The organism is Embleya sp. NPDC056575 (genome assembly GCF_042793325.1).
In the GTDB taxonomy this organism is placed as follows: domain Bacteria; phylum Actinomycetota; class Actinomycetes; order Streptomycetales; family Streptomycetaceae; genus Embleya.
The window spans coordinates 109,694-133,167 of the sequence record NZ_JBHTVA010000030.1 but is presented as its reverse complement, the minus strand read 5'-3'; the positions used below and the strand labels follow the sequence as shown (position 1 = coordinate 133,167).

General features: G+C 71.8%; 20 protein-coding genes and 1 tRNA gene. 11 read left to right on the top strand and 10 right to left on the bottom strand.

The features are described from left to right. Positions 1 to 87 precede the first annotated feature (87 nt). The gene (locus tag ACFRCG_RS24330) at positions 88 to 774 is read right to left on the bottom strand and encodes a hypothetical protein (RefSeq protein WP_380034656.1); all 687 of its coding nucleotides are present in this window, start codon (positions 772 to 774) and stop codon (positions 88 to 90) included. Positions 775 to 1,158: 384 nt separating this feature from the next. Between ACFRCG_RS24330 and ACFRCG_RS24325 the strand changes: the two genes are divergently transcribed. From ACFRCG_RS24325 to ACFRCG_RS24300, 6 genes are all read left to right on the top strand, one after another. After that, a complete protein-coding gene (locus ACFRCG_RS24325) occupies positions 1,159 to 1,641 on the top strand; it encodes a CarD family transcriptional regulator (RefSeq protein WP_020552233.1) in 483 nt (160 codons plus the stop codon). 57 nt (positions 1,642 to 1,698) lie between these two features. Next, complete coding sequence (gene ispD, locus ACFRCG_RS24320; protein ID WP_380034654.1) at positions 1,699 to 2,520, top strand: 2-C-methyl-D-erythritol 4-phosphate cytidylyltransferase; 822 nt, start codon at positions 1,699 to 1,701, stop codon at positions 2,518 to 2,520. Then, positions 2,510 to 3,025, top strand: coding sequence for a 2-C-methyl-D-erythritol 2,4-cyclodiphosphate synthase (gene ispF, locus ACFRCG_RS24315; protein WP_380034652.1), 516 nt, complete (start codon positions 2,510 to 2,512; stop codon positions 3,023 to 3,025). Before ispD ends, ispF begins: the two co-directional genes overlap by 11 nt. Before the next feature lie 41 nt (positions 3,026 to 3,066). Continuing rightward, positions 3,067 to 4,476 (top strand): cysteine--tRNA ligase, encoded by a 1,410-nt coding sequence (gene cysS, locus ACFRCG_RS24310; RefSeq protein WP_380034650.1) that lies wholly within the window; start codon positions 3,067 to 3,069, stop codon positions 4,474 to 4,476. A 155-nt stretch (positions 4,477 to 4,631) separates the two neighbouring features. Then, positions 4,632 to 5,612 (top strand): 23S rRNA (guanosine(2251)-2'-O)-methyltransferase RlmB, encoded by a 981-nt coding sequence (gene rlmB / locus ACFRCG_RS24305; RefSeq protein WP_380034648.1) that lies wholly within the window; start codon positions 4,632 to 4,634, stop codon positions 5,610 to 5,612. Between the two features lie 2,880 nt (positions 5,613 to 8,492). Next, complete coding sequence (locus ACFRCG_RS24300) at positions 8,493 to 9,776, top strand: TQO small subunit DoxD (RefSeq protein ID WP_380034646.1); 1,284 nt, start codon at positions 8,493 to 8,495, stop codon at positions 9,774 to 9,776. Positions 9,777 to 9,938: 162 nt separating this feature from the next. On the opposite strand, the gene ACFRCG_RS24295 is transcribed toward ACFRCG_RS24300, so the two are convergent. Together ACFRCG_RS24295 and ACFRCG_RS24290 are read right to left on the bottom strand one after the other, a co-directional pair. Further along, complete coding sequence (locus tag ACFRCG_RS24295; RefSeq protein WP_380034644.1) at positions 9,939 to 10,370, bottom strand: PPOX class F420-dependent oxidoreductase; 432 nt, start codon at positions 10,368 to 10,370, stop codon at positions 9,939 to 9,941. An 88-nt stretch (positions 10,371 to 10,458) separates the two neighbouring features. Further along, positions 10,459 to 11,568: an ABC transporter ATP-binding protein gene (locus ACFRCG_RS24290; RefSeq protein ID WP_380034660.1), complete on the bottom strand. Its 1,110-nt coding sequence runs from the start codon at positions 11,566 to 11,568 to the stop codon at positions 10,459 to 10,461. Positions 11,569 to 11,801: 233 nt separating this feature from the next. Here ACFRCG_RS24290 and ACFRCG_RS24285 point away from each other — a divergent pair, with 233 nt between their 5' ends. Beyond that, complete coding sequence (locus ACFRCG_RS24285; RefSeq protein ID WP_380034642.1) at positions 11,802 to 12,821, top strand: LacI family DNA-binding transcriptional regulator; 1,020 nt, start codon at positions 11,802 to 11,804, stop codon at positions 12,819 to 12,821. Between the two features lie 126 nt (positions 12,822 to 12,947). Here the strand turns inward: ACFRCG_RS24285 and ACFRCG_RS24280 are convergent. Continuing rightward, positions 12,948 to 13,021: transfer RNA gene (locus ACFRCG_RS24280), tRNA-Thr, on the bottom strand. Between the two features lie 173 nt (positions 13,022 to 13,194). Here ACFRCG_RS24280 and ACFRCG_RS24275 point away from each other — a divergent pair. Together ACFRCG_RS24275 and ACFRCG_RS24270 are read left to right on the top strand one after the other, a co-directional pair. Then, a complete protein-coding gene (locus ACFRCG_RS24275) occupies positions 13,195 to 13,458 on the top strand; it encodes a GlsB/YeaQ/YmgE family stress response membrane protein (protein ID WP_380034640.1) in 264 nt (87 codons plus the stop codon). A 57-nt stretch (positions 13,459 to 13,515) separates the two neighbouring features. Then, positions 13,516 to 14,406, top strand: coding sequence for an acyl-CoA thioesterase (locus ACFRCG_RS24270; RefSeq protein WP_380034638.1), 891 nt, complete (start codon positions 13,516 to 13,518; stop codon positions 14,404 to 14,406). Between the two features lie 8 nt (positions 14,407 to 14,414). Here the strand turns inward: ACFRCG_RS24270 and ACFRCG_RS24265 are convergent, their stop codons facing one another. After that, positions 14,415 to 14,894, bottom strand: a complete 480-nt coding sequence (locus ACFRCG_RS24265; RefSeq protein WP_380034658.1) for a flavin reductase family protein — start codon at positions 14,892 to 14,894, stop codon at positions 14,415 to 14,417. 421 nt (positions 14,895 to 15,315) lie between these two features. On the opposite strand from ACFRCG_RS24265, the gene ACFRCG_RS24260 reads away from it, so the two are divergent. Further along, positions 15,316 to 16,935: a diguanylate cyclase domain-containing protein gene (locus ACFRCG_RS24260; protein ID WP_380008906.1), complete on the top strand. Its 1,620-nt coding sequence runs from the start codon at positions 15,316 to 15,318 to the stop codon at positions 16,933 to 16,935. A gap of 475 nt (positions 16,936 to 17,410) precedes the next feature. Further along, positions 17,411 to 18,139 carry a hypothetical protein gene (locus tag ACFRCG_RS24255; RefSeq protein ID WP_380034636.1) on the top strand — a complete coding sequence of 243 codons (729 nt, stop codon included), beginning with the start codon at positions 17,411 to 17,413 and terminating at the stop codon, positions 18,137 to 18,139. Between the two features lie 7 nt (positions 18,140 to 18,146). Here the strand turns inward: ACFRCG_RS24255 and ACFRCG_RS24250 are convergent, their stop codons facing one another. The 5 genes from ACFRCG_RS24250 to ACFRCG_RS24230 all read right to left on the bottom strand — a co-directional run bounded on the left by ACFRCG_RS24250 (position 18,147) and on the right by ACFRCG_RS24230 (position 23,071). Next, positions 18,147 to 18,914, bottom strand: a complete 768-nt coding sequence (locus ACFRCG_RS24250; RefSeq protein ID WP_380034634.1) for an S-adenosyl-l-methionine hydroxide adenosyltransferase family protein — start codon at positions 18,912 to 18,914, stop codon at positions 18,147 to 18,149. A gap of 9 nt (positions 18,915 to 18,923) precedes the next feature. Continuing rightward, positions 18,924 to 19,271 carry a thioredoxin family protein gene (locus ACFRCG_RS24245; protein WP_380034632.1) on the bottom strand — a complete coding sequence of 116 codons (348 nt, stop codon included), beginning with the start codon at positions 19,269 to 19,271 and terminating at the stop codon, positions 18,924 to 18,926. Continuing rightward, a complete protein-coding gene (locus ACFRCG_RS24240) occupies positions 19,268 to 19,798 on the bottom strand; it encodes a MerR family transcriptional regulator (protein ID WP_380034630.1) in 531 nt (176 codons plus the stop codon). The genes ACFRCG_RS24245 and ACFRCG_RS24240 overlap by 4 nt, the downstream gene beginning before the upstream one ends. 88 nt (positions 19,799 to 19,886) lie before the next feature. Continuing rightward, the gene (locus tag ACFRCG_RS24235) at positions 19,887 to 22,271 is read right to left on the bottom strand and encodes a glycoside hydrolase family 65 protein (RefSeq protein ID WP_380034628.1); all 2,385 of its coding nucleotides are present in this window, start codon (positions 22,269 to 22,271) and stop codon (positions 19,887 to 19,889) included. After that, positions 22,268 to 23,071 carry an HAD family hydrolase gene (locus ACFRCG_RS24230; protein WP_380034626.1) on the bottom strand — a complete coding sequence of 268 codons (804 nt, stop codon included), beginning with the start codon at positions 23,069 to 23,071 and terminating at the stop codon, positions 22,268 to 22,270. The genes ACFRCG_RS24235 and ACFRCG_RS24230 overlap by 4 nt, the downstream gene beginning before the upstream one ends. Positions 23,072 to 23,474: the final 403 nt, after the last annotated feature.

Here is a 23,474-nt window from a genome sequence, read left to right as displayed (position 1 = left end):
GGGTTCGCGGCGCGGTCCGCGATGCCGTCCGGGAGGCGGCGCGGGCGCCGTCGTATGTGTCTTCTGTCCCGCGGCGCGGGTACGGCGTCAGCCGCCGGCCGGGGCCGACGCGCTGTTGCGCGGGGTACCGGAGGCGCCGTTGCCGCTCGCCGGGGCCGTGGCGCCGCCCGTGTTGGCGGTGGCGGGCGCGGTGTTCGCCGGCGCGGTGGCCGGCGCCGAGGCGGTCGGCGGCGCGGGCGGCGGCGGGGTGAAGGCGGGGGTCGGCTTCAGCTGCGCGAAGTAGCTCGACGGGGAGTGCACCGAGACGTCCAGCGTGGTCTCGCCGGCGGTGCCGAACGCGAACGTCACCCGGCGGAACGAACCGGCCTCGACCTTGGCGGCGTTCGGGAAGACCAGCGGACCGAGGTAGACGCGCCCCTGCGGGTCGTCGGCGGCCATTCCCTGAGGACGGTCGATCAGGTACGCGGCGCCGCCCGCCGGGATGGTCAGCGGGCCGCCGAGGGACTGTCCCGCGCCGTCCACCGTCACCCTGGTGACCGTCTCGGGCGCGGTGCCCTCGTTGAAGAGCGCGCCACCGAGCGAGACCAGGTTCTTGCCCGGGTCGCTCGTCACCAGCTGGACGTTCTGGATCTTGAGCGAACCGAACGTGGTACTGACCGTGTCGGGTTGGACCTTGCTGGTCTCGGCTTCCTTGCCACTGGCGCAGCCCGCGGCCAGGGGAAGGACGACGGCGACGGTGGCGGCGAGGGCGCCGCGTCGAAGGCTGCGGCTCACGGCGGCGGCATCTCCTTGAAGATCTCGGATCCTGGACCGGTCACGATGACCGGGGACAGCGTACTCAGGCCGGGAGGACGACTTGTACGCGGCTCACCGCGCCGAGCGGTGCCTTCGCCGGGGCGGAGTCGGCGAAAGGCCGCCGGGATGGTGCGACTCCGGTGATGCGGGTGGGATATCCGGGTCGCGCGAGAGCGGCCGACGCACCCTCAAGACGAGTTGTTTGTCCTATTTGTTCGAGACCTACGGGTGTGGGGTTCCCTGTCCCAGCACGCCCACAGGCTGCTTGTCAAGCCCCGACTAAGGCCCTGACCTGCGGAAACGTCATTCAGTAGGGGCGTGTCCCGTGTTACCCTAGAAAGCCACGGAAGGGGTACCTGTCACATGACGTTCAAGGTTGGCGACACCGTGGTCTACCCCCATCACGGGGCCGCGCTGATCGAGGCGATCGAGCAGCGCACGATCAAGGGTGTGGACAAGACCTATTTGGTGTTGAAGGTCGCCCAGGGTGATTTGACCGTCCGCGTGCCCGCGGACAACGCGGAATTCGTCGGTGTTCGAGACGTGGTGGGCCAGGAAGGGCTCGACCGCGTCTTCGAGGTACTGCGTGCTCCGCACACCGAGGAACCGACGAACTGGTCACGACGTTACAAGGCGAACCTGGAAAAGCTCGCCTCCGGTGACGTTATCAAGGTCGCGGAGGTCGTGCGCGATCTATGGCGCCGCGAGCGTGACCGCGGCCTGTCGGCAGGCGAAAAGCGCATGCTGGCGAAGGCTCGGCAGATCTTGGTGAGCGAGTTGGCGCTCGCCGAGAACACGAACGAGGACAAGGCCGAGGCCATCCTCGACGAGGTCCTGGCTTCCTGAGCCGTAGGATCCGCCCGTCGATGACGGACGGATCCGCCGGTGCGGTGTCGGCGCCATGTGGCGTCGGCGCCCGGGTGGTTTGAGGGGACTTCGTTGAACACTGCGGTCCTTGTGCCCGCTGCAGGGCGTGGTGAACGGCTCGGTCCCGGTGCGCCCAAGGCGTTGCGTGAGCTTGGGGACATCCCGATGCTGGTGCACGCCGTCCGGTCGCTGTTGGCCGCCCGCGGGGTAACCGCGGTCGTGGTCGCCGCACCGCCGGACGGTGTCGCCGGTGTCCGGGATCTTTTGCGTGCTCGATTGCCTGCGGAATCACCCGTGTGGGTGGTCGCAGGCGGTGCGACACGCCAGGAATCGGTGCGGCTCGCCCTCGCGGCGGTGCCGGCCGATCACGACATCGTGCTCGTGCACGATGCCGCGCGTCCGTTCGTGCCGGCCCACGTGGTCGAGGCGGTGATCGCCGCCGTCGCCGACGGGGCCGACGCGGTGGTGCCCGCGTTGCCCGTGGTCGACACGGTCAAGGAGGTCGCCGCGGCGAACGGCGCGGAGACCGTGGTGCGCACGGTCGATCGATCGTTGTTGCGCGCCGTGCAGACCCCCCAGGGCTTTCGACGGGCGGTATTGGCGCGCGCGCACGCCGAGGCCGACGGGTTCGGCGCGGAGGGCGCGACCGACGACGCCGGGATGGTCGAGCGCACCGGCGGCACGGTCGTGGTGGTGCCCGGTTCCGAAGAGGCGTTCAAGGTGACCCGACCGTTCGACCTGCTGCTCGCCCGCGCGCTTTTGGAGCGCCGTGCCGAGGTGGCGGAGACGGTACGGGCGGGTGCCGGTGACGGGGAGAGTGGCGACGCGGAGAGTACGGAGATCGACGTTGTCCGGTGAGCACGCGGCTCGGGTGGTGCTGCCCCGTACCGGGATCGGGGTGGACGTCCACGCCTTCGAGGCGGGGCGCGAGTTGTGGGTGGCCGGGCTGTTCTGGCCCGGGGAGACCGGGTTGGCCGGGCACTCCGACGCCGACGTGGTCGCGCACGCCGCGTGCGACGCGTTGTTCTCGGCGGCGGGCATCGGCGATCTGGGCGCACACTTCGGCACCTCGCGGCCGCAGTGGTCCGGGGCCTCGGGGGCGACCCTGCTGACCGAGGCGGCGCGACTGGTGCGCGCGGCCGGATTCGAGATCGGCAACATCGCGGTGCAGGTGATCGGGGTTCGGCCGAAGGTCGGGCGGCGGCGGGCCGAGGCGGAGGCCGTGCTGTCGGCCGCGGCCGGCGCGCCGGTGTCGGTGTCCGGGACCACCACCGACGGTCTGGGGCTGACCGGGCGGGCCGAGGGAGTGGCCGCGATCGCCACCGCGCTCGTGGTGCCGCTCGGGCCGGGAACCGAGGGATAACGGCGCACGCCGCGCCGTCCCGACGCTCTAAGCTTGCGCGTGTGAGCATGCGCCTGTACGACACCAGCACCCGCACGGTCCGGGACTTCGTGCCGCTTGTCGAGGGACAGGTCTCGATCTACTTGTGTGGTGCCACCGTGCAGGCACCTCCGCACATCGGGCACATCCGATCGGGGCTGAACTTCGACGTGCTGCGCCGGTGGTTCGCCCACCGCGGCAACGACGTCGTGTTCTGCCGCAACGTCACCGACATCGACGACAAGATCATCGCCAAGTCCTGCACGGAGGGTGTGCCCTACTGGCAGGTCGCGCAGACCAACGAGCGGGCCTTCGCCGACGCGTACACCGCGCTCGGCTGCCTGCCGTCGACCGTGGAGCCCCGGGCGACCGGGCACATCCCCGAGATGGTCGCGATGATGGAGCGGCTGATCGCCACGGGGCACGCCTATCCGTCCGGCGGCGACGTGTACTTCGACGTCTCCTCGTTCCCGGCCTACGGCGCGCTGTCCGGCCAAAAGCCCGACGCGATGCGCGAGGCGGAGGACGCGGGCACGGGCGCGGCGGGCAAGCGGGACCGGCGCGACTTCGCGCTGTGGAAGGCGGCCAAGCCCGGCGAGCCGTCGTGGGAGACGCCGTGGGGACACGGTCGTCCGGGGTGGCACCTGGAGTGCTCCGCGATGGCGCACAAGTACCTGGGCGCGGCGTTCGACATCCACGGCGGCGGGCTGGATCTGGTGTTCCCGCACCACGAGAACGAGATCGCCCAGTCCAAGGCGGCGGGCGACGCGTTCGCCGCCTACTGGATGCACAACGCCTGGGTCACGCTCAGCGGTGAGAAGATGAGCAAGTCGCTCGGCAACTCGGTGCTCGTCTCCGAGATGCTCAAGCGCTGGTCGCCGCTGGTCCTGCGCTACTACCTGGCCACCCCGCACTACCGGTCGATGATCGAGTACAGCGAGGAGGCACTGCGCGAGGCCGAGGTCTCCTTCGGGCGGATCGAGGGCTTCCTGGAGCGGGCCGGCGAACAGACCGGGGCGATCGAACCGACGGCCGACGTGCCGGCGGTTTTCGCCGCGGCGATGGACGACGACCTGGGTGTGCCGCAGGCGATGGCGGTCGTGCACAACACCGTGCGCGACGGCAACACCGCGCTGGCGGCGGGCGACAAGGACGCGGTCGTACGGCACGCGGCCGATGTGCGGGCGATGCTGGGCGTGCTCGGCATGGACCCGCTGTCGGAGCAGTGGACGGCGGGCGCCTCCGCCGGTCGCTCCGACGAGTTGCGCGGGGTGGTCGACCACCTCGTCAAGCTCGCCCTCGGGCAGCGCGAGGCGGCCCGGGCGCGCAAGGACTACGCGGCCGCCGACGCGGTCCGGGACAGCCTCACGGCGGCCGGGATCGTGGTGGAGGACACGCCGCACGGCCCCCGGTGGACGCTGCACCGGGACTGAGTCGCCCTCGGGCCCGGGAGGGCTCGACGAGAACGCGCCGTACGGCCGGAACGCCACGAGGTGGCGGACCGGCCGTACGGTTGTAACGGCTGGAGCGGTTGCCCCTCGGGCGACCGGGGATCGCAACATGAAGCAATCGAAGGGATGTACCCGTCATGGCCGGCAACACGGAGCGCCGTAACAAGCGCAACGAGGGAAGCAAGAAGGGGCCCTCGGTCGGTACTGGTGGGCACAGCCGCCGGGCGCTGAAGGGCAAGGGGCCGACGCCGCCCGCGGAGATGCGCAAGGGGCACGCGAAGCAGCGCGCCGCCAACGCCGCGGCCAAGCGCAAGGCCGCCGCGCCCGCGACCCGGCGTCCCGCGGGCGGGCGTCCCGGTCGGGGCGGGAAGAGCGCGTCCGAGCTGGTGGCGGGCCGCAACTCGGTGCTCGAGGTGCTGCGCGCCGACGCGCCGGCCACGTCGCTGTTCATCGCGCAGTACATCGACAGCGACGACCGGGTGCGCGAGGCGATGAAGATCGCCAACACGCGGGGCATCCCGCTGATGGAGATCCCGCGCCCCGAGCTGGACCGGATGACCGACGGCGCGATCCACCAGGGCCTGGTGCTCCAGATGCCGCCGTACGAGTACGCCCACCCGGACGACCTCGTGGTGGAGGCGCACGACCGCGCCGAAACGCCCCTCGTCGTCGCGCTCGACAGCGTCACCGACCCGCGCAACCTCGGCGCGGTGATCCGCTCCGCGGCGGCCTTCGGCGGCCACGGCGTGGTCGTCCCCGAGCGCCGCGCCGCCGGGATGACCGCCGGCGCCTGGAAGTCCTCGGCAGGCGCGGCCTCCCGCATGCCGGTGGCCCGAGCGGCCAACCTCACCCGAGCCCTCGAGGCCTACAAGAAGGCCGGCCTGACGGTGGTCGGCCTGGCCGCCGACGGCGACATCACCCTCGACGAACTGGCCGCGGCCACGGAACCCCTGGTGGTGGTCGTCGGCTCCGAGGGCAAGGGCCTGGGCCGCTTGGTGCAGGAAACGTGCGACATCACGGTCCGAATCCCGATGGCCGGCGGCAACGAGTCCCTGAACGCGGGGGTCGCGGCAAGCATCGTGCTGTACGAGGTGGCCCGCCGGCGCGGCGCGAAGTAGGCGCAGGAAAGACACCGACCGGGCGCTCGGGGGCGGCCGGGTCAGCCGGACCGGGTTCGCAGGGGGCTTCCCCCGACGCCCCGGGCGTCTCGGCGCACGTCGCGGTTGCGGCTGCGGGGATCCGGCGCGGCGCCGGCCCGACTCGGCGCGCGGGCCGCCACCGGCGCGCGGCCGCCGCCGGCGCGCGGGGCTGCGAGACCCGGGGCTTTTGGCGAGGCGGGCGCGTTGCTCACCGAAACCCGGCCGGCAGCGGCGGGGAGGGAGGGCGCTCGGGTCGAGTCCGCCGGGCGGCCTTCCCGAGTGGGTTGGTTGCTTGCGGCGCGCGTTGCGCTGTTGGTTGCGGGTGGCTGGTGCGGGGTTGGTCCGAGTCGGTGGTGGGCCGCCGCCGGCGTGCGGGGCTCCGAGATGGGAAGTTTCCAACGAGACGGGTGCGTTGCTCACCGAAAACCGACCAGCAGCGGCGGGCAGGGAGGGCGCTCGGGTCGAGTCCGCCGAGGTGCCTTCCCGAGTGGGCCGGGTGCTTCCGGCGGGCGTTGCGTCTTGGGTTGCGGGTAGCCGGTGCGAGGCCGGTCCGAGTCGGTGGTGGGCCGCCGCCGGCGTGCGGGGCTCCGAGACTCGGGGCTTTTGGCGAGGCCGGCGCGTTGCTCACCGAAACCCGGCCGGCAGCGGCAGGGAGGGAGACGGGTCGGGTCGAGTCCGCCGGGGAGCCTTCCGAGTGGGTCGGGTGCTTCCGGCGAGCGTTGCGCTGTTGGTTGCGGGTGGCTGGTGCGGGGCTGGTCCGAGTCGATGGTGGGCCGCCGCCGGCGTGCGGGGCTCCGAGACGGGAAGTTTCCGGCGAGACGGGTGTGTTGCTCGGCGGAAAACCCGGCTGGCAGCGGGGAGCAGGGAGGCGGTCGAGTTCAGTCCTCCGGGCAGCCTTCCCAAGTGGGTCGGGTGCTTCCGGCGGGCGTTGCGCCCCCGGTTGCGGGTAGCCGGTGCGGGGCCGGTCAGAGTCGGTGGTGGGCCGCCGCCGGCGTGCGGGGCTCCAAGACCCGGGGCTTTTGGCGAGGCTGGCGTGTTGCTCACCGAAAACCGGCCAGCAGCGGGGAGCAGGGCGGCGGTCGGGTTCAGTCGTCCGGGCAGCCTTCCCAAGTGGGTCGGGTGCTTCCGGCGGGCGTTGTGCTGTTGGTTGCGGGTAGCCGGTGCGAGGCCGGTCCGAGTCTGTGGTGAGCCGCCGCCGGCGTGCGGGGCTCCGAGACGGGAAGTTTCCGGCGAGATGGGTGTGTTGCTCACCGAAAACCGGCTGGCAACGGGGGAGCGGGAGGGTGGTCGGGTCGGGTTCTTCAGAGGGCTTTCTCGGGTGGGTCGGGCTGCTTCGAGGGCGTTTGGAGGGGAGTTGGGGTTCGAAACCGGATCGCGATGGGTGCTTGTGGGCTTCGGGCTTCGGTGACCTGCGGTTTTGCGTGGTTGGGACGGAAGGTCGGGCGTCGAGTGCCGGTTTCGTGCGCTCCGGCCTCCTCGACGCCGGTAAGGAGACCGAAACTGCCCGGTTGGGGTCGGTTTCGCGCGCTGCGACCTCGCAGAGGCCGGCGAGGAGACCGAAGGTGCCCAGTGGGAGTCGAAACCGGATCCCGAGGCACTGCAGACGCGCCCGCCGCGCGCTGACCTGCGGTTTTCTCTCACGCTGAGTCCACGGCACCTCACGCCGTCCGGTTTCGTGAACTCTCGCCCCCACACACCCGCAACACTTCGAAATGCCCTGCCGGCCCACTCGGGAAGGCTCGCCGGAGAACCCGACCCGACCACCCTCCCGCTCCCCGCTGCCAGCCGGTTTTCCGCCGAGCAACGCGCCCGTCTCGTTGGGAGCTTCGGGTCTTGGAGCCCCGCACGCTGGCGGCGGCCCACCATCGACTCGGACCGGCGCCGCACCGGTCACCCGCAACCGGGGTGCAACGCTCGCCGGAAGCACCCGGCCCACTCGGGGAGGCACCTCGGCGGACTCGACCCGAGCGCTCTCCCTCCCTGCCGCTGCCAGCCGGTTTTCCGCCGAGCAATGCGCCAGTCTCGCCAAAAGCCCCGGGTCTTGGAGCCCCGCACGCCGGCGGCGGCCCACCATCGACTCGGATCGGCGCCGCACCGGTCACCCGCAACCGGGGTGCAACGCTCGCCGGAAGCACCCGGCCCACTCGGGAAGGCTCGCCGGTGGGCTAGACCCGAGCGCCCTCCCTGCTCCCCGCTGCTGGCCGGTTTTCGGTGAGCAACGCGCCCGTCTCGTTGGGAGCTTCGGGTCTCGGAGCCCCGCACGCCGGCGGCGGCCCACCATCGACTCTGACCGGCCCCGCACCGGCTACCCGCAACCAACAGCGCAACGCGCGCCGGAAGCACCCGGCCCACTCGGGGAGGCACCTCGGCGGACTCGACCCGAGCACCCTCCCTGCCCGCCGCTGCCGGCCGGTTTTCGCCAAGCAACGCACCCGTCTCGCCCAAAAGCCGGGGTCTCGGAGTCCCGCACGCCGGCGGTGGCCCACCACCGACTCGGATCGGCCCCGCACCGGCCACCCGCGACCAGAGGTGCAACGCGTGCCGAGAACGCCTGGCCCACTCGGGAAGGCTCCCCGGTGGACTCGACCTGGTCCCTCATCCACTTCGCCGCTGTCAGGTCGGCTTTCGGTGGCCCGGCACCGGCTCGGGGTAACCCCGTGTCCGGTCGAGCGTTGCCGCGGGGGCGGCGTGCGGCGGGGGTGGCCTGACCGCTCGGGGTGGACCAGTGAGCTTTCGCCTCGTCGTTGCATGTGGCGGGCTGCGGGGCGGAGTGTAGCGGGAGGTTTGGGGGTTTGTGGGTTGCATGGGGTAATACGTGGTGGGCCGCATCCTTGGGGGACCTTGGGCGGTTAGTGGTGCGTGGACACCAGATCGGAAGGCAGCTTCGGCGGTGCTGTCGGGCTGTTGCCCTCGCCCGCGGCGGTGCGTGACCCCGGCGATCCGGCGGCGGTCGCCACCCCCACGAAGACCCTGCGGGTGGTGATCGCCGGCCCCCGGATCGGCACCGCCCCCAAACCTGTGCCCGGACCGCGTGACCGGGCGAATGACGACGCGACCACACCGCTCCCGGTGATTCGTGACGACGGGCCCCGGCGGCGGGTGCCGCCTGCCCGGCGCGGTCCGGGGGCGGGTGTGCGGGAGCGGGACGGGACCGCCGCGGCGCCCACGCACGCGCGCCGGGGGAGTGTGCAGGCCGGCACCGTGTTGTTGCCGTTGCGGCTGTTCCTCGGCGGGGCGTTCCTGGTCGAGGGGCTGCGCAAGCTCTATGCGCCCGGCTTCCTGGACCCGGGGTCGAGCGATTCGTTCGGGCATCGCATCGGCGTGCTGCGGGACGGGAGTCTGTCGCCGTCGGTGATGGACCTGGCCGCCGATCACGCGATCGGGGCGGGGCTGTTGTTCGCCTTCGGCCAGGTGGTGGTCGGCTTCGCGGTGGTGCTCGGGTTGTGGACCCGGCTGGCCGGGCTGCTCGGGATGTTGCTCTCCCTGGGCGTGCTGATCGCGGTGGGTACCGGATCCTCGCCGTACCACGCGCCCTACCTGGTCTTCCTGGCCGCGTTCAGCCCGCTGGCGCTCGCGGGCGCGCCGATGTACTCGGCGGACGCGTGGTTGTCGCTGCGGACCTGGCGTGGTCCGATCGTCACCCCCGTCCGGGCCCGGCGGCGCAAGCTCGGCTACGGCTCGATGCTGGCGTTCGCGGGCGTCGGCGCGACGCTGCTCGCGGGCTCGCTGCTCGGCGGCGGCCACCGGCACCCCGACGAGTCGGACACCGGCCGGGTCGGCGAGCCGGGTCGGCCCGCCGGATCCTCGGCCCCGGTCGCCCCCGCCGCCGAGCAGCCGGCGGCCGGTGCGGTGGCCGGTCAACCCCGTCCGCCGGTGGTCGAATCCCCGGCGGCGGGCGGTCCGGTCAAGGAGAGCACCGCCGCGCAGGCCACCCCGCGTGCGGCGACCACCCCGCAGCCGAGCGCCTCCACCGGCGCGGCCAAGTCGGCCCCGGCCGATGCCACCGACAGGAAGCCGACCTCGGCCCCGGCCCCGACCGCGTCCGGCTCCCCCCGCTCGGCCGGTTCGAACCCCGGCGGCTCCGGCGGTACTCAGAAATCCGGCGGCGGCGGCACCAAGCCCCTGGGCGGCCTGCTGGGCTGACCCCCGGCATCGGAGCCCGGCCCCACCCACAGGACCCGCACGACATGTGCGGGTCCTGTGGTGTGCGGGGTGTGCCAGGTGTGCCAGGTGTGCCAGGTCTGCGGGGGTTGCCAGGCGTGGCGAGGTGCAGGGTCCCGCGGAATGAACGGGCGAAAGGTCGGCTCAGCCCGTGATGTTCCGATCCGCCACCACGTGGTGGATGTGTACGTGCACCACCTGCTCGCCCTCCACGGGCTCACGCTCGACCACCTTGTCGGCGCCCATGTAGCGGGCGGCGATCCGGCTCGGCCACACGCGCAGGTCGACCGGGTCGAGCGAAAGTCGGGCCTCGCCCTCGATCACCACGTAGGCGTACGGCGGCCGTTCGTCGTCCACGCACAGGCTCACGCGCGGATCGTTGGCGAGGTTGCGCCCCTTGACCGAGGACGCGAACGTGGTGAACACCAGCTCCACCGTGTCGCCGCGATCGTCCAGGTCGAACCAGACCGGCGCCACGTGCGGCCGACCGTCGGGACGTACGGTGGCAAGTTTCCCGGTGCGCGGCGGCCCCGCCAACAAAAAGCCCCGCCACTCGGTCTCGGTCATACGCTCCATGGACCGAGTCTCACCCCTGACGGCCTCCCGGTCCGGGACGACACTCGCCGGCGGCGCCGTCGGGCGCCGCCGGCCAGTGTCGGGCCGGTCAGTCGTGCAGGCGCTCGCCGCTCTTCGTGGAGAACAGGTGGGTCTCGCCGACCGTCGGGACCACGTGCAGGACCGAGCCCTTCTCCGGGACGCTGCGGCCCGGGACGCGGACCACCAGGGGCTTGTCCTCGCCGTCGAGGGTGACCGAGCCGTAGACGAAGGCGTCGGAGCCGAGTTCCTCGACCACGTCGACGGAGACCGCGAGGCCCTTGCCCTCCTTGCTCAGGCCCTCGGCCGAGTTGATCTTCAGGTGCTCGGGGCGCACGCCCAGCGTCACCTTGCCCGTGCCCTCGGCCACCGCCGCCTCGCGGGCCTCGCGCGAGACCGGGACGACCGCGTCGCCGAAGCGGATGCCGTCCTCGGCGAGGTCGACCTCGATCAGGTTCATCGCGGGCGAGCCGATGAAGCCGGCCACGAACACGTTGGCCGGGCGGTCGTACATGTTGCGCGGGGTGTCCACCTGCTGGAGCAGGCCGTCCTTGAGCACCGCGACGCGGTCGCCCATGGTCATCGCCTCGACCTGGTCGTGCGTGACGTAGACGGTGGTGATGCCCAGGCGGCGCTGGAGGCCGGCGATCTGGGTGCGGGTCTGGACGCGGAGCTTGGCGTCGAGGTTGGACAGCGGCTCGTCCATCAGGAAGACCTGGGGCTCGCGGACGATCGCGCGGCCCATCGCGACACGCTGGCGCTGACCGCCCGAGAGGGCCTTCGGCTTGCGGTCCAGGTATTCGGTGAGGTCGAGGATCTTCGCGGCCTCTTCGACCTTGGCCCGGATCTGCTTCTTGTCGACGCCCGCGATCTTCAGCGCGAAGCCCATGTTCTCGGCGACCGTCATGTGCGGGTAGAGCGCGTAGTTCTGGAACACCATCGCGATGTCGCGGTCCTTGGGCTCCAGGTTGGTGACCTCGCGGTCGCCGATGTGGATCGAGCCCCCGGTGACCTCCTCGAGACCCGCGAGCATGCGCAGGGAGGTGGACTTGCCGCAACCGGAGGGGCCGACCAGGACCAGGAACTCGCCGTCCGCGATCTCCAGGTCGAGCGCGTTGACGGACGGGCGCTCGGCGCCCTTGTAGGTACAGGTCGCCTGCTTGTAGCTGACCGTGGCCATGGTGATGTGTCCTTCCACCGGCAGGAACGTGCCGGACGATCCGAGTGGAGGGTGAAGTACCCGTGCGGTGCCTGTCCGTGACGGCGGACAGTGGTCTAGTCCATTCGAGGACGGACTGCGCTTCACCGTACCCGGGCGCACGTGATCTGTCAGCAGTCGGCTTCGCCCGAAATGTTTTGCGGGACCCGCAAAGCCCTGCGAAATCCTGCTGAAAGTGTCACTAGGCTCTGCGTATGAAGGCTCGGCTGGCGGACATCGCAACGCAGGCAGGGGTCAGCGAGGCGACCGTGAGTCGGGTTCTGAACAGCAAACCCGGGGTTGCGGACGACACTCGGCGGGCCGTCCTGACCGCTCTCGACGTGCTCGGATACGAGCGGCCCGCCCGGCTGCGCCGGCGCAGCGCGGGCCTGGTGGGGCTGCTGCTCCCGGAGTTGGACAACCCGATCTTCCCGGCGTTCGCGCAGGTCATCGAGCGGGCGCTGGCCCATCACGGCTACACCCCGGTGTTGTGCACGCAGACCCCGGGCGGGGTCACCGAGGACGACTACACCGAACTGCTCCTGGAGCGCGGGGTGTCGGGGATCGTCTTCGTCTCCAGCCTGCACTCGGACTCGGGCGCGGACATGTCGCGCTACCTGCGGCTGGTCGAGCGCGGCCTGCCGATGGTGTTCGTCAACGGTTTCGCCCCGGGTGTGGACGCGCCGTTCATCTCCAGCGACGAGGCGGTCGCGGTGGAGTTGGCGATAGGACACCTGGCCTCGCTGCGGCACACCGCGATCGGGCTCGCGGTCGGGCCCGAGCGGTATGTGCCCACCGCGCGCAAGATCGCGGGGTTTCGGCGCGGGCTCGCCGAGCGGTTCGGGGTGCCGGAGGCCGACGGTTGGATCGAGCGCTCGTTGTTCTCGGTGGAGGGCGGCCAGGCGGCGGCGGGCGCGCTCCTCGACCGGGGGGCGACCGCGGTCGTGTGCGGCAGCGACCTGATGGCGCTCGGCGCGGTACGGGCCGCGCGCGAGCGGGGGTTGCGGGTGCCGCAGGACGTCTCGGTGGTGGGCTACGACGACTCGCCGCTGGTGGCCTTCACCGATCCGCCGCTGACCACGGTGCGCCAGGCGGTGCAGGCGATGGGCGCGGCGGCGGTGCGCGCGCTGCTCGACGAGATCGGCGGCGGGCGGGCACCGCGTACCGAGTTGATCTACCGCCCCGAACTGGTGGTCCGCGGCTCGACCGGTCCGGCGCCGGACCGCCGCCGCTGAGCCTCCTCGCCGCCGAGCCCCGCCGTCCCCCGGCGAGCAGGCCCCGGCCGCCCCCACCCCGCCGCGCCCTGCGGGCCGACGAAAGCGGGCCGCCATCCGGCGATCGCGCGGATGACGGCCCCTGGGAGCCCCGAGTCGGGTTCGAACCGACGACCCCGCGCTTACAAGGCGCGTGCTCTGGCCAACTGAGCTATCGGGGCGTGTACCGGACCATTTTGCACCGTGGCCACCCGGCGGACGCAACCACCTTAGAGCTTTGTGACGTGGGTCCGTTCGCGTTAACGCGCGGGGAACGTGGGGAACAGGAGACACCTGCCCGGAAAAGTCCGGGTCGTCGTACTTTGTACGACTGCCGGCCGGCTGGAGGAATCCCATGACGTTCGTAGGTCTGATCATCGCGGGCATCATCATCGGCGCGCTGGGCCGACTGTTCTTGCCGGGCAAACAGAAGATCGGCTTCCTGGCCACGATGGGGGTCGGCATCGTGGGCACGCTGATCGGCTACGGCATCGCCGCCGGGCTGGGCGTCGAGGAGACCAAGGGGATCGACTGGCTTCGCTGGATCATCAGCATCGCGGTCGCGGCGTTCCTGGTCTCGCTGGTGGTCAAGTTCACCGGGAGGGGCGCGAGGCGGTGATCGTTCGCCCCAGCTGACGGTCTATCAGATCCGGCCGCGGACTGCGATCATGCGCGGATGACCGGTGGAGTGGCGACATGGCCGACGATCGCGGCGGCCGACCTGGTGGATGTGCTGGACCTGGACCGGCTCGCGGCGGATCCGGAGGACGCCGCCGCCCCGGACGCGGCGCTCACCCGGTTCCGGGCGCGCAACCTGGTGACCCCGATCCCGCGCACGCTCGGCGCGCAGGTGCTCGCGCAGACGGTGGTGGCCGCAGAGCGGGTGGTCCCCCACATGGCGGTGCAGACCCTCCAGGGGGTCTTTCCCCGGGCCGGGGATCCGACCGCGCCGGTGGACGTACGGGTCGAGCGGCTGCACGAGGGGCGGTCGGCGGCGATGCTCCAGGTGGGTTTTCGGCAGGGCGCCGCCGAGCACTACCGGGCGTTCGTGACGCTGGGCGTGGCCGGCCCCGAACTGGTGCGGCACGCCGACGCGTTGCCGGCCGGGGTGGTCGGGCCGCAGGAGTGCGCCGAGGTGTCTGTGCCGATGTTGCCGTGGGAGGTGCGTACGGCCGGCGGTGCGGCGGCGTTGGCGCCGGACGCGGTGGGACCGCCGCGCCTGGACCTGTGGACGCGCTGTACGTCGGTCCCGGACACCGCCACCACGGCCCGGGCGATCCTGGCCTGGTCCACCGAGGGATTCCTGGGCCCGGTCGCGCTGCGGCCGTACTCGCGCGCCGAACTGGAGCGGCGCGGCGGGCGGTCGATGTCGGTGGCGCTGTCCCAGAACATCACCTTCCACGAGCCGTTCTCGGCGCACGAGTGGCTGCTGCTGCGCTGCGCGAGCGAGTACGCGGGCGACGGGCGCATGCACGGGCGGATCCGGGTGTTCACCCGGGCCGGCCGACCGGTCGCCTCGGTGACGGCCGACGGGCTGATGCGCCCCGGGCCGCGGCCGGACGCGTAGCGACGCGGTCAGCCCAGGCTTCGGTAGCGGCCCCGGAAGTGCGTCAGGGGCAGGCCCTCGGGGCTGGGCAGGTCCACGCGCAGCACCTCGCCGACGTACAGGATGTGATCGCCCGCCTCGACGACCTGGTCGGTGCGGCACTCCAGGGTCGCCAGCGCGCCGCCGACCAGGGCCGCGCCGGACACCGGGCCGCGGCGGTGCGGGATGTCGGCGAACATCAGCCGGTCGCTGATCCGGCCGGGAATCGCGAAGCGGCCGGCGACGTGGCGCTGGCTCTGCGAGAGCAGGGACACCGCCCACAGCGGTTGTTCGTCCAGCACGTCGCGCATTCGCGCCTCGCGGCGCAGGCTGATCAGCACCAGCGGGGGTTCCAGGGAGACCGACATGAACGCGGTCGCGGTCATGCCCACGTCGTCCACGGGCCCGCCGTCGTCGGGGTCGCCCTCGATCGCGGTGATCAGCACCACGCCGGCGGCGAATCGGGACATCGCGGCCTTGAAGTCGGCCGGATCGACGGGAGGGGGAAGTGGCGGGGACACGGGTCAAGGGTATGCGGCGTCGGACCGCGCCCGGATGTGCTGTGCATCAATGTGCTGACGCACACCCGAGCGCCCGATCGGTTTGCGATTGGTTTCTGATTGGTCGTCAGGTATATCCGGCGAACCCTGGGGTTATTTCCCGTAAATGGGCGCCGACCTCGTACGATGCGCCTTGGATGCCGGCGGAGGGTGCGATTCCGGGGCGGCTCGGCGGTTCGACTCGATACGGTATGAAGCGTGAGGTGGCTCACAGTGACAGTCTGATCGATGACGGAACGTCGCCAACGCGAAGCCCGCTGTGATTCAGTTTCTCTGGTAAACGGACGATATCTGTTCAGAAGACACCGGCGTCGACCCCTGGGGGAGACCCATGACAGCCGAGACGGAGACCCACGTCCGGTTGGCGACTTTGCGCCTTTTGAACCGCGTCGTCGCCGACCTCAACGCCACGCGTGACCTCAAGGACACCCTGCAGGCCGTCGTCGACGGCGTGGTCTCGGGCCTGGGGTTCGGCGTGGCAGCGGTCAATCTCGTTCGCGCCGACGCCGATCTGGAGGTCGCCGCGGTGGCCGGCAACGACGAGTTGCGCAAGGCGATGGCCGGCCAGATCGGCTCGCGCGAGGGCTGGGACCGCATCCTGGCCGCCGCCGAGCCCTGGGGGCCGCTGCGCTTCCTCGGGCACCGCTCGGGGCAGGCCGACGTGGGCGACATCCCGAGCTGGATACCCGACCTGCCGATTCCCGACCACCCCGAGGCGTGGCATCCGCGCGACGCGCTGCTCGCGCCGCTGCACACGCCCGAGGGCGACCTGGTCGGCGTGTTGTCGGTGGACCTGCCGGTGGACGGCCTGCGGCCCGCCCCGTGGCGGCGCGAGGTGCTGGGCATGTTCGCCGCACAGGCGGCGATCGCGGTGGACAACGCGCGTCTACGTAGCGACATGCAGCGCGCGGTGGCCCGCCTGGAGCGCGAGCAGCTCGCGTTGCGGGCCAGCGAGGAGAGTTTCCGGCAGGCCTTCGAGTACGCGCCCAGCGGCATGGTGATGACCGGTGTGCGCGGCCACGAGCAGGGCCAGCTGCTGCGCGCCAACGACGCGCTGTGCCGGATGCTGGGCTACCCGGCGCCGGTGCTCAAGCGGCTCGGGCTGGGCGCGTTGGCGCACCCGGAGGATCGGCCGCTGCTCGGCGGGCACCTGGGCGGGACGGTGCCGGTGGCGGGCTGTACCGAGCTGCGGCTGGCCCGCAGCGACGGAACGTACCGGTGGGTTTCGCTGCGCACCTCCCAGGTCGCCGACGGGCTCGGCGATCTGCGGTTCGGGCTGACCCACGTGGAGGACATCGAGGACCGCAAGCAGCGTGAGCAGGCGCTGGTGCACGAGGCGAGCCACGATCCGCTCACCGGGCTGCCGAACGGGCGCGAGCTGCGGGCCCGGCTCGCCGCCCGGTTCGGCCTCAAGGCCGGGCTCCCGGCGGCCGGTCCGGGCGGCGACGTGCACGAGCCGTACGCGGACGAGTGGGCCGTGCCCACCGGCGCGATCCTGAGCATGCCCGAGGGCGCGGTGGTGGTCGTCGACGAGCCGCCCGCGGCCGAACGTCGCGGCGTCGCGCTGCTGTTCTGCGACCTGGACGGGTTCAAGCACATCAACGACAACTTCGGCCACCACATCGGCGACGTGGTGCTCAAGGCGGTCGCCGAGCGGTTGACGGCCGCGGTGCGCGAGGGGGACACGGTGGCCCGGCTCGGCGGCGACGAGTTCGTGGTGCTGGCCGATGGGATCGGACGGGAGGAGGCGGAGGAGATGGCGGTGCGGTTGCGCCGTGCGCTCTCCGTGCCGATTCCGGCCGAGGGGTTGGCGGTGCCGTTGGAGGGGGCCAGCTTCGGGATCGGCTGGGCGGAGGAGGCGGCCGAGCCCGAGGATTTGTTGCGGATCGCGGATGAGCACATGTACGCGAACAAGCGTCGGCGCGATCGGGCGCAGCGCAGGGCCGGTTAGGGGCGGCGCCGGTCGCGCGCGGGCCGCGGGTTCGAAGGCATCGGTGGGGTGGGTTCGGCCTCGCGCCCCGGGTGTGGTGCCGGAGCGGCTTTTTGCTTGCGATTTTGGTTGCCCCGGGTGAATTCGGTCACCTGATGCGTGGGTTTTGCGGGTTCGGTGGCTTGGGCGTGTTCCCGGGCCGGCCGGCTGCCGTACGCCTCAGTAGGGCGTTTTCGTGACAGTCCCGTCACGCGGACAACACCACTTGTCGCACCCGTCGCCCGTTAGTGTGATGCCTGGTATTGACAAAGCTCGGCCTGGCGCACGCAGGGAGGACTACCCGATGACGGCGGGTACCAACGGTGAACCTGAAGACCCGTACGGGTACCTCTATCGGCCGGCGCCGGGTGAGGAAGCGGGCGACGGGACAGGGACGACCGGTGCGTACGGTTCTTCCGCCAATCGGATGATGCCGCAATATGTGCAGGTCGGGCAGATGAATTACGCCCAGCCGCCCGCGCATACCCAGCCGCAGGCGGCGATCCCGGCCCAGCACGAGCAGGGCGGGGCGCAACCCCCGCAACAGACCCGGCAATCGCACGGGGGCGGCGGGGGCGGCGGTGGTGGCCGCGGCGTGATGATCGGCGTGGCGGTGGCGGTCCTGGTGGTGATCGGCGTGGTCGCCGGCCTGCTGCTGACCCGCGACAACGGCAAGGACGACAAGGCGAAGGCGCCCGCCACGAGCGCCGGTACGCAGACCACCGCGGGCCCGTCGCAGACCGCGTCGCCGTCCACGGCTCCGACCACCGCGCCCGGCGGCAAGTTCGCGATGGTGGAGGCGGAGGACGCCTCGCCCTCCGGCGGCGCGGTCGCGGTGGCCGGCGTGGCGTCGTCCTCGGGCAAGGGCCTGATCGACATGTCCGCCCCCGGGTCGACGATCACCTGGAAGGTGGAGGTGCCGAAGAAGGGCACCTACTACCTGGCGGTGAAGTTCCTCAACACGACCTCCGAGCAGCAGAACCTGTCGATCCTGGTCAACGGCAAGGACACGACGAACAAGGCCAAGCTCAAGAACTACGGCACCAACACCGTCACCGGCACCTGGAACATGGTGCAGCTCAACGAGGGTTCGAACGACGTCGCGCTCACCTGTGCCGCCGGGGAGAGCTGCAAGGCGGCCCTGGACCAGGTCTGGTTCGAGAACCAGCAGCCCTCCCTGAAGTAGGCGGTCCTCACCCGGGACGGACCTCGATCCGGTCGCCGGCGCGGACCCCGAGCAGGGTCGCCGCGTCGCCCCGGTTGAGCGAGATCGCCAGGAAGCCGGCGGAGTCCGCGTACGCGACGAGTTCCCCCGCCGCCACCTCGCCGAAGGTGCCGCGCAGGGGAATCGTGAGCGCGCGCCCGCCGACCTCGATCCGCAGCGTGTCGGCGCCGGCGAACTCGGCCGGCGAGTGCGCGAGTTGCACATTGCCGAAGTGGTCCACGGTCAACACCTCGCCCGGCACGGGCTCGGCCGGTGCGGTCGGGTCGGTCACGGCCGGCCCGACCTCGGCGAACGGGGTGCCCGCCGCGAGGTGGGCGGCGACGGGCGCGAACACGTCCCGGCCGTGGAAGGTCCGCGAGACCCGGGCCAGGGTGAGCGCGGGGTTGGCGATCTCGCGGATCTCCGCCGGCCCGCCGAGTTCGCGCGCGGCCCACATCAGCAGCCCGTTGTCCGGCCCGACCAGCAGGTGCCCACCCGCCCGCAGCACGATCGCCCGTCGGGCGGTGCCCACACCGGGGTCGACCACCGCGACGTGCACGCTGCCCACCGGGAACCACGGCACCGTCCGGGCCAGCACCAGCGCGCCGCGCCGGATGTCGCCGGGCGGCACCTGGTGGGTCACGTCCACCACCGGTACGGCCGGCGCGATGCCGGCGATCACCCCATGGCACGCGGCCACGAAAGCGTCGGCGAGGCCGTAGTCGGTGGTCAAGGTGATCCTGGGGGCGCCGGCCATCCTCGGAATCTACCGGGCGCGGGCGGGCCCGGCGTCGATCACGTCGGCGAGTTCGGCCAGGATCCAGCGCTTGGGGCGGGCCCCGACGAACTGCTTCACCGGCTCCCCGTCGCGAAAGAGCAGGAACGTCGGCATGGACAACACGCCGTAGCGGGCCGCGGTGGCCGGATTGCGGTCGACGTCGAGCTTGACCACGCCCAGGTTCGGCCGCTCGACCGCGATCTGTTCGAGCACCGGCGCCATCTGGCGGCACGGCGGGCACCAGTCGGCGGTGAACTCGACCAGGGTCGGCCGCTCGGCGCGCAGCACGGCGGTGTCGAAATCGGCGTCATGGACATCGGGGACGTGGGCACTCATCGGGACTCCTCGAGGGGCGCGGTGGACGTGATGGACGCAGCGGGTACCGCGGGCGCGGCGGCCGACCCCGAGGTCAGCGCGCAGCGGGGCTCCGGCGCCTCGGGCAGCGTCGCGGCGGCGGCGAGCGCCGGCGTGGCCGGCCCGGGCGCCCGCTCGGCGGAGCCGCCGCCCGCGTGCGCCCGCTCGGTCTGTTCGAGTTGGCCGGCCAGGTGCGCCCGGATCGCCTGCATGCGGTCGATGCACGCGTCGAGTTCGGCCAGTTTGCGGCGATATACCGCCAGCGACGCCGGGCACTCGTCGCCCGCGTCGTGCCCGGCGCGCAGGCACTCCACGAACGGCCGGGTCTCCTCCAGATCGAAGCCGATGCCCAGGAGCGCGCGGATCTCGCGCACCTGTCGGGCGTCGTCCTCGTCGTAGTCGCGATAGCCGCTGCTGGTCCGGCGGGCCGACAGCAGGCCGCGTTGCTCGTAGTAGCGCAGGGCCCGCGTGCTGGTCCCCGCGCGCTCAGCCAGTTCTCCGATGCGCATGTTCGAAACCGTAGACCTTGACGTGGACGTCAAGGCCAGAGGCGCCGCGTCGAGACCGGCGCGGCCGGCGTCCCGGCCCCGGGCCCGATCAGCCCGGGCTGGGCCCGGTGGGGTGGGTCTCCGGGATGCCTTGGCGGCGCACCGGGGCCCGACCCGCGGGCTGCCCCGGCGAGGTGTCCCGGGTGAGCTCCGGGATGTCGAGCGTTATCGGCTTGCCGGGGATCAGCGTGTGCTCCTCGCCGTGGTGCAGGAACGGGATCTCGGAGCCCTCGCGCAGCGTGTACGTGGTGTGCTCGTGGGTGGTCTCCACCCGCAGTCGCGCGCCGCGCACCGACAACGAGAAGCGCAGCGCCGTCAGCCCGACCGGCAGGCGCGGTTTGAAGGACATGAGCTCGCCGTGGTCGCGCAGCCCGCCGAAGCCCGCGACCAGCGCCACGCAGGTGCCCGCCAGGGAGGCCATGTGCAGGCCGTCCTTGGTGTTCTTGGCCAGGTCGTGCAGGTCCATCAGGGCCGCTTCGGCGGTGTAGTCCAGGGCCAGTTCGAGATGGCCGACCTCGGCAGCCATGACCGCCTGGGTGCAGGCCGACAGGGACGAGTCGCGTACGGTCAGCGCCTCGTAGTAGTCGAAGTTGCGGCGCTTTTGCTCGTCGGTGAACGCGTCGCCGCGCACCTGCATGGCCAGCACCAGGTCGGCCTGCTTGACCACCTGCTTGCGGTAGATGTCGAAGTACGGGTAGTGCAGCATCAGCGGGTAGTGGTCCGGCGGGGTGTTCTCGAAGTCCCAGATCCGGTGCTTGGTGAAGCCGTCGGCCTGCGGGTGCACCCCCAGGTCCTCGTCGTAGGGGATGTACATCGCGCTCGCCGCGTCGCGCCAGCTCGCCGCCTCCTCGGTGTTCACCTCCAGGGCGCGGGCCTCGTGCGGGTGGCGGCCCACCGAGTCGGCCGCGGCGAGCAGGTTCGACTGCGCCATGAGGTTGGTGTAGACGTTGTTGTCGGCGAGCGCGCTGTACTCGTCCGGGCCGGTGACCCCGTTGATCCGGAATCGGCCCTCCGCGTCGTGGTGGCCCAGCGAGCGCCACATCCGCGCGGTCTCGACCAGGATCTCCAGGCCGAAGTCGCGCTCGAAGTCCCGGTCGCCGGTGGCCCGGACGTAGCGCGCGACGGCGACCGCGATGTCCGCGCCGATGTGGAACGCGGCGGTACCCGCGGGCCAGTAGCCCGAGCACTCCTCGCCGCGGATCGTCCGCCACGGGAACAGTGCGCCGCGCAGGCCCAGTTGGGCGGCGCGCTCGCGGGCCAGCGGCAGCGTCGAGTGCCGCCAGCGCAGCGCCTGGGCGACCGCGTGCGGGAGCCCGTACGTGAGCACCGGCAGGACGAACACCTCGGTGTCCCAGAAGCAGTGCCCGTCGTAGCCCGGCCCGGTCAGCCCCTTCGCCGGGATGGCTCGCTCCTCGGCCCGCGCGCCCGCCTGGAGCACATGGAACATCGCGAAGCGCACCGCCTGTTGCAGTTCGACGTCGCCCTCGACCTCGATGTCGGAGTTGTCCCAGAACTCCTTGAGGTAGCCGTGCTGTTCGGCGACCAGGCCGGCCCACCCGGTGTAGCGGGCGGCGGTCAGCGCGGCGGCCACCTGGTCGCGCAGCGCGGGCAGCGAGCGGGTCGAGGACCAGCCGTAGGCGATGTACTTGACGATCCGCAGCTTGGCGCCCCGGTCGAGCACCGTGGTCACGCTGAACCGGGCCAGGTCGGCGGCGCTCTCGGTCTCCATGTACATGCCCTCGGGACCGTCGATCTCGTGGTCCATGCCGACGGCGACGCGCAGCCCGCTGTGCTCGGTGCGGTGCACCAGGATCGCCTTGCCGCCGTTGTGCGTGTGCTCCTCGGGGCGCAGCGGCGCCTCCAGGACGGCGGCGGCGCGCGGGTCGGCGTTGGGCAGCGGCAGTTCCTCGTTGGTGACCAGTTCCGACTGGAGCACGATCCGGGCGGGGCCGTCTATCGGTTCGATCTCGTACTCGATCGCGGCGATCGAGCGCTGGGTGAGCGAGACCAGCCGCTTGGAGGTGACCCGGACGGTGCGGCCGGCGGGCGAGGTCCACAACGCGCGGCGGTGCAGCACACCCTCGCGGAAGTCGATCGAGCGCTCGTGGTCCTGGGTCTGCCCGTAGCGCAGGTCGAACGGCTCGTCGTCGACCAGGAGTCGGATGATCTTGCCGTTGGTGACGTTGATGACGCTCTGGCCGGACTCGGGGTAGCCGTATCCGGCCTCCGCGTAGGGCAGCGGGCGCAGTTCGAAGACGCCGTTGAGGTAGGTGCCGGGCAGGCCGTGCGGTTCGCCCTCGTCGAGGTTGGCGCGCAATCCGATGTGGCCGTTGGAGAGCGCGAACACCGATTCGGACTGGGGCAGGTGGTCCGGGTCCAGGGTCTGTTCGGTGATGCCCCATGGCTCGACGGTGTAGGGGTGTTCGGTGCTCATGCCGTGCCTTCCGCCGAGGGCCGCCCGGTCGTCGGGTCACCGCTTCGGTCGCCGGCGGTGTCGTCGCTCGGGTCGGCGAGGAGTTCGTCGAGATCCGATACCACCACGTCCGCGCCGTGCCTGCGTAGTTCCTCGGCCTGTCCGACCCGGTCCACGCCCACCACGTGGCCGAAGTCACCGGCTCGGCCCGCCGCGACACCGGCCAGCGCGTCCTCGAACACGGCCGCGTGCGCGGGGGCCACGCCCAGCGCCTTCGCCCCGGCCAGGAAGGTGTCGGGCGCCGGTTTGCCCTTCAGGTGGTCGCGCTTGGCCACCAGGCCGTCGACGATCGTGTCGAACAGGTGGTGGATGTTCGCGGCGCGCAACACGTCCTCGCAGTTGGCGCTGGAGGACACCACGGCACACGGCAACTTCGCCGCGCGGGCGGCGTGTACGTAGCGCACCGAGCCGGGATAGACCTCGACACCCCCGTCGTGGATCAGCTGCAACACCAGGTCGTTCTTGGCGTTGCTGAGGCCGTACACGGTGGCGCTGCCCGGCGGGTCGCCCTCGTCGCCCAGGGGCAGTTCGATGCCGCGTGACTCCAGGAAGGAGCGGGTGCCGTCCAGGCGCGGCTTGCCGTCCACGAACGTGTCGTAGTCGCGTCTGGGATCGAACGGGGTGAAGCCGGCGCCGTCGCGTTCGCGCAGGAACCGGTCGAACGTCTCCTTCCAGGCGACGCCGTGCACCTTGGCGGTTTGGGTGAGGACCCCGTCGAGGTCGAAGAGAAGCGCGTGGATGGTGTTCGGCAGCCCCAACATGGCGGGTTTACTGCCCCCGATACCGGGGTGTTATCCGTGCGGTGATCTTTTCGGATGACACCTGGGACGAGATGGCGTGTCACGTGTGGTGCTTGAGCACGTTTTGACCGAAATGATGTTGAATTCCGGAAGTGGCACGCGTGGGGCGGCTACCGGACCACCCGGCCCGCATCGACCGGAGGCATCCGGTCGGTGCCGGCCTCGGTGTGGTCCGAGCGGAGGAGGACGTCGGCGTCGGCCGCGTCGGCGTCGGTGACCGTTTCGGGCCGGACCGTCGACGCCGACGGTCCGGCCGGACCCGGCGCGCGCGGGTGCGCCTCGGGTTCGGCCGGCCCGCCAATCGGCTGATGCAGCGTCAGATCACGGTGGTCCGCCGGGAGTTCGGCCGTGCCGGGTCGGTTTG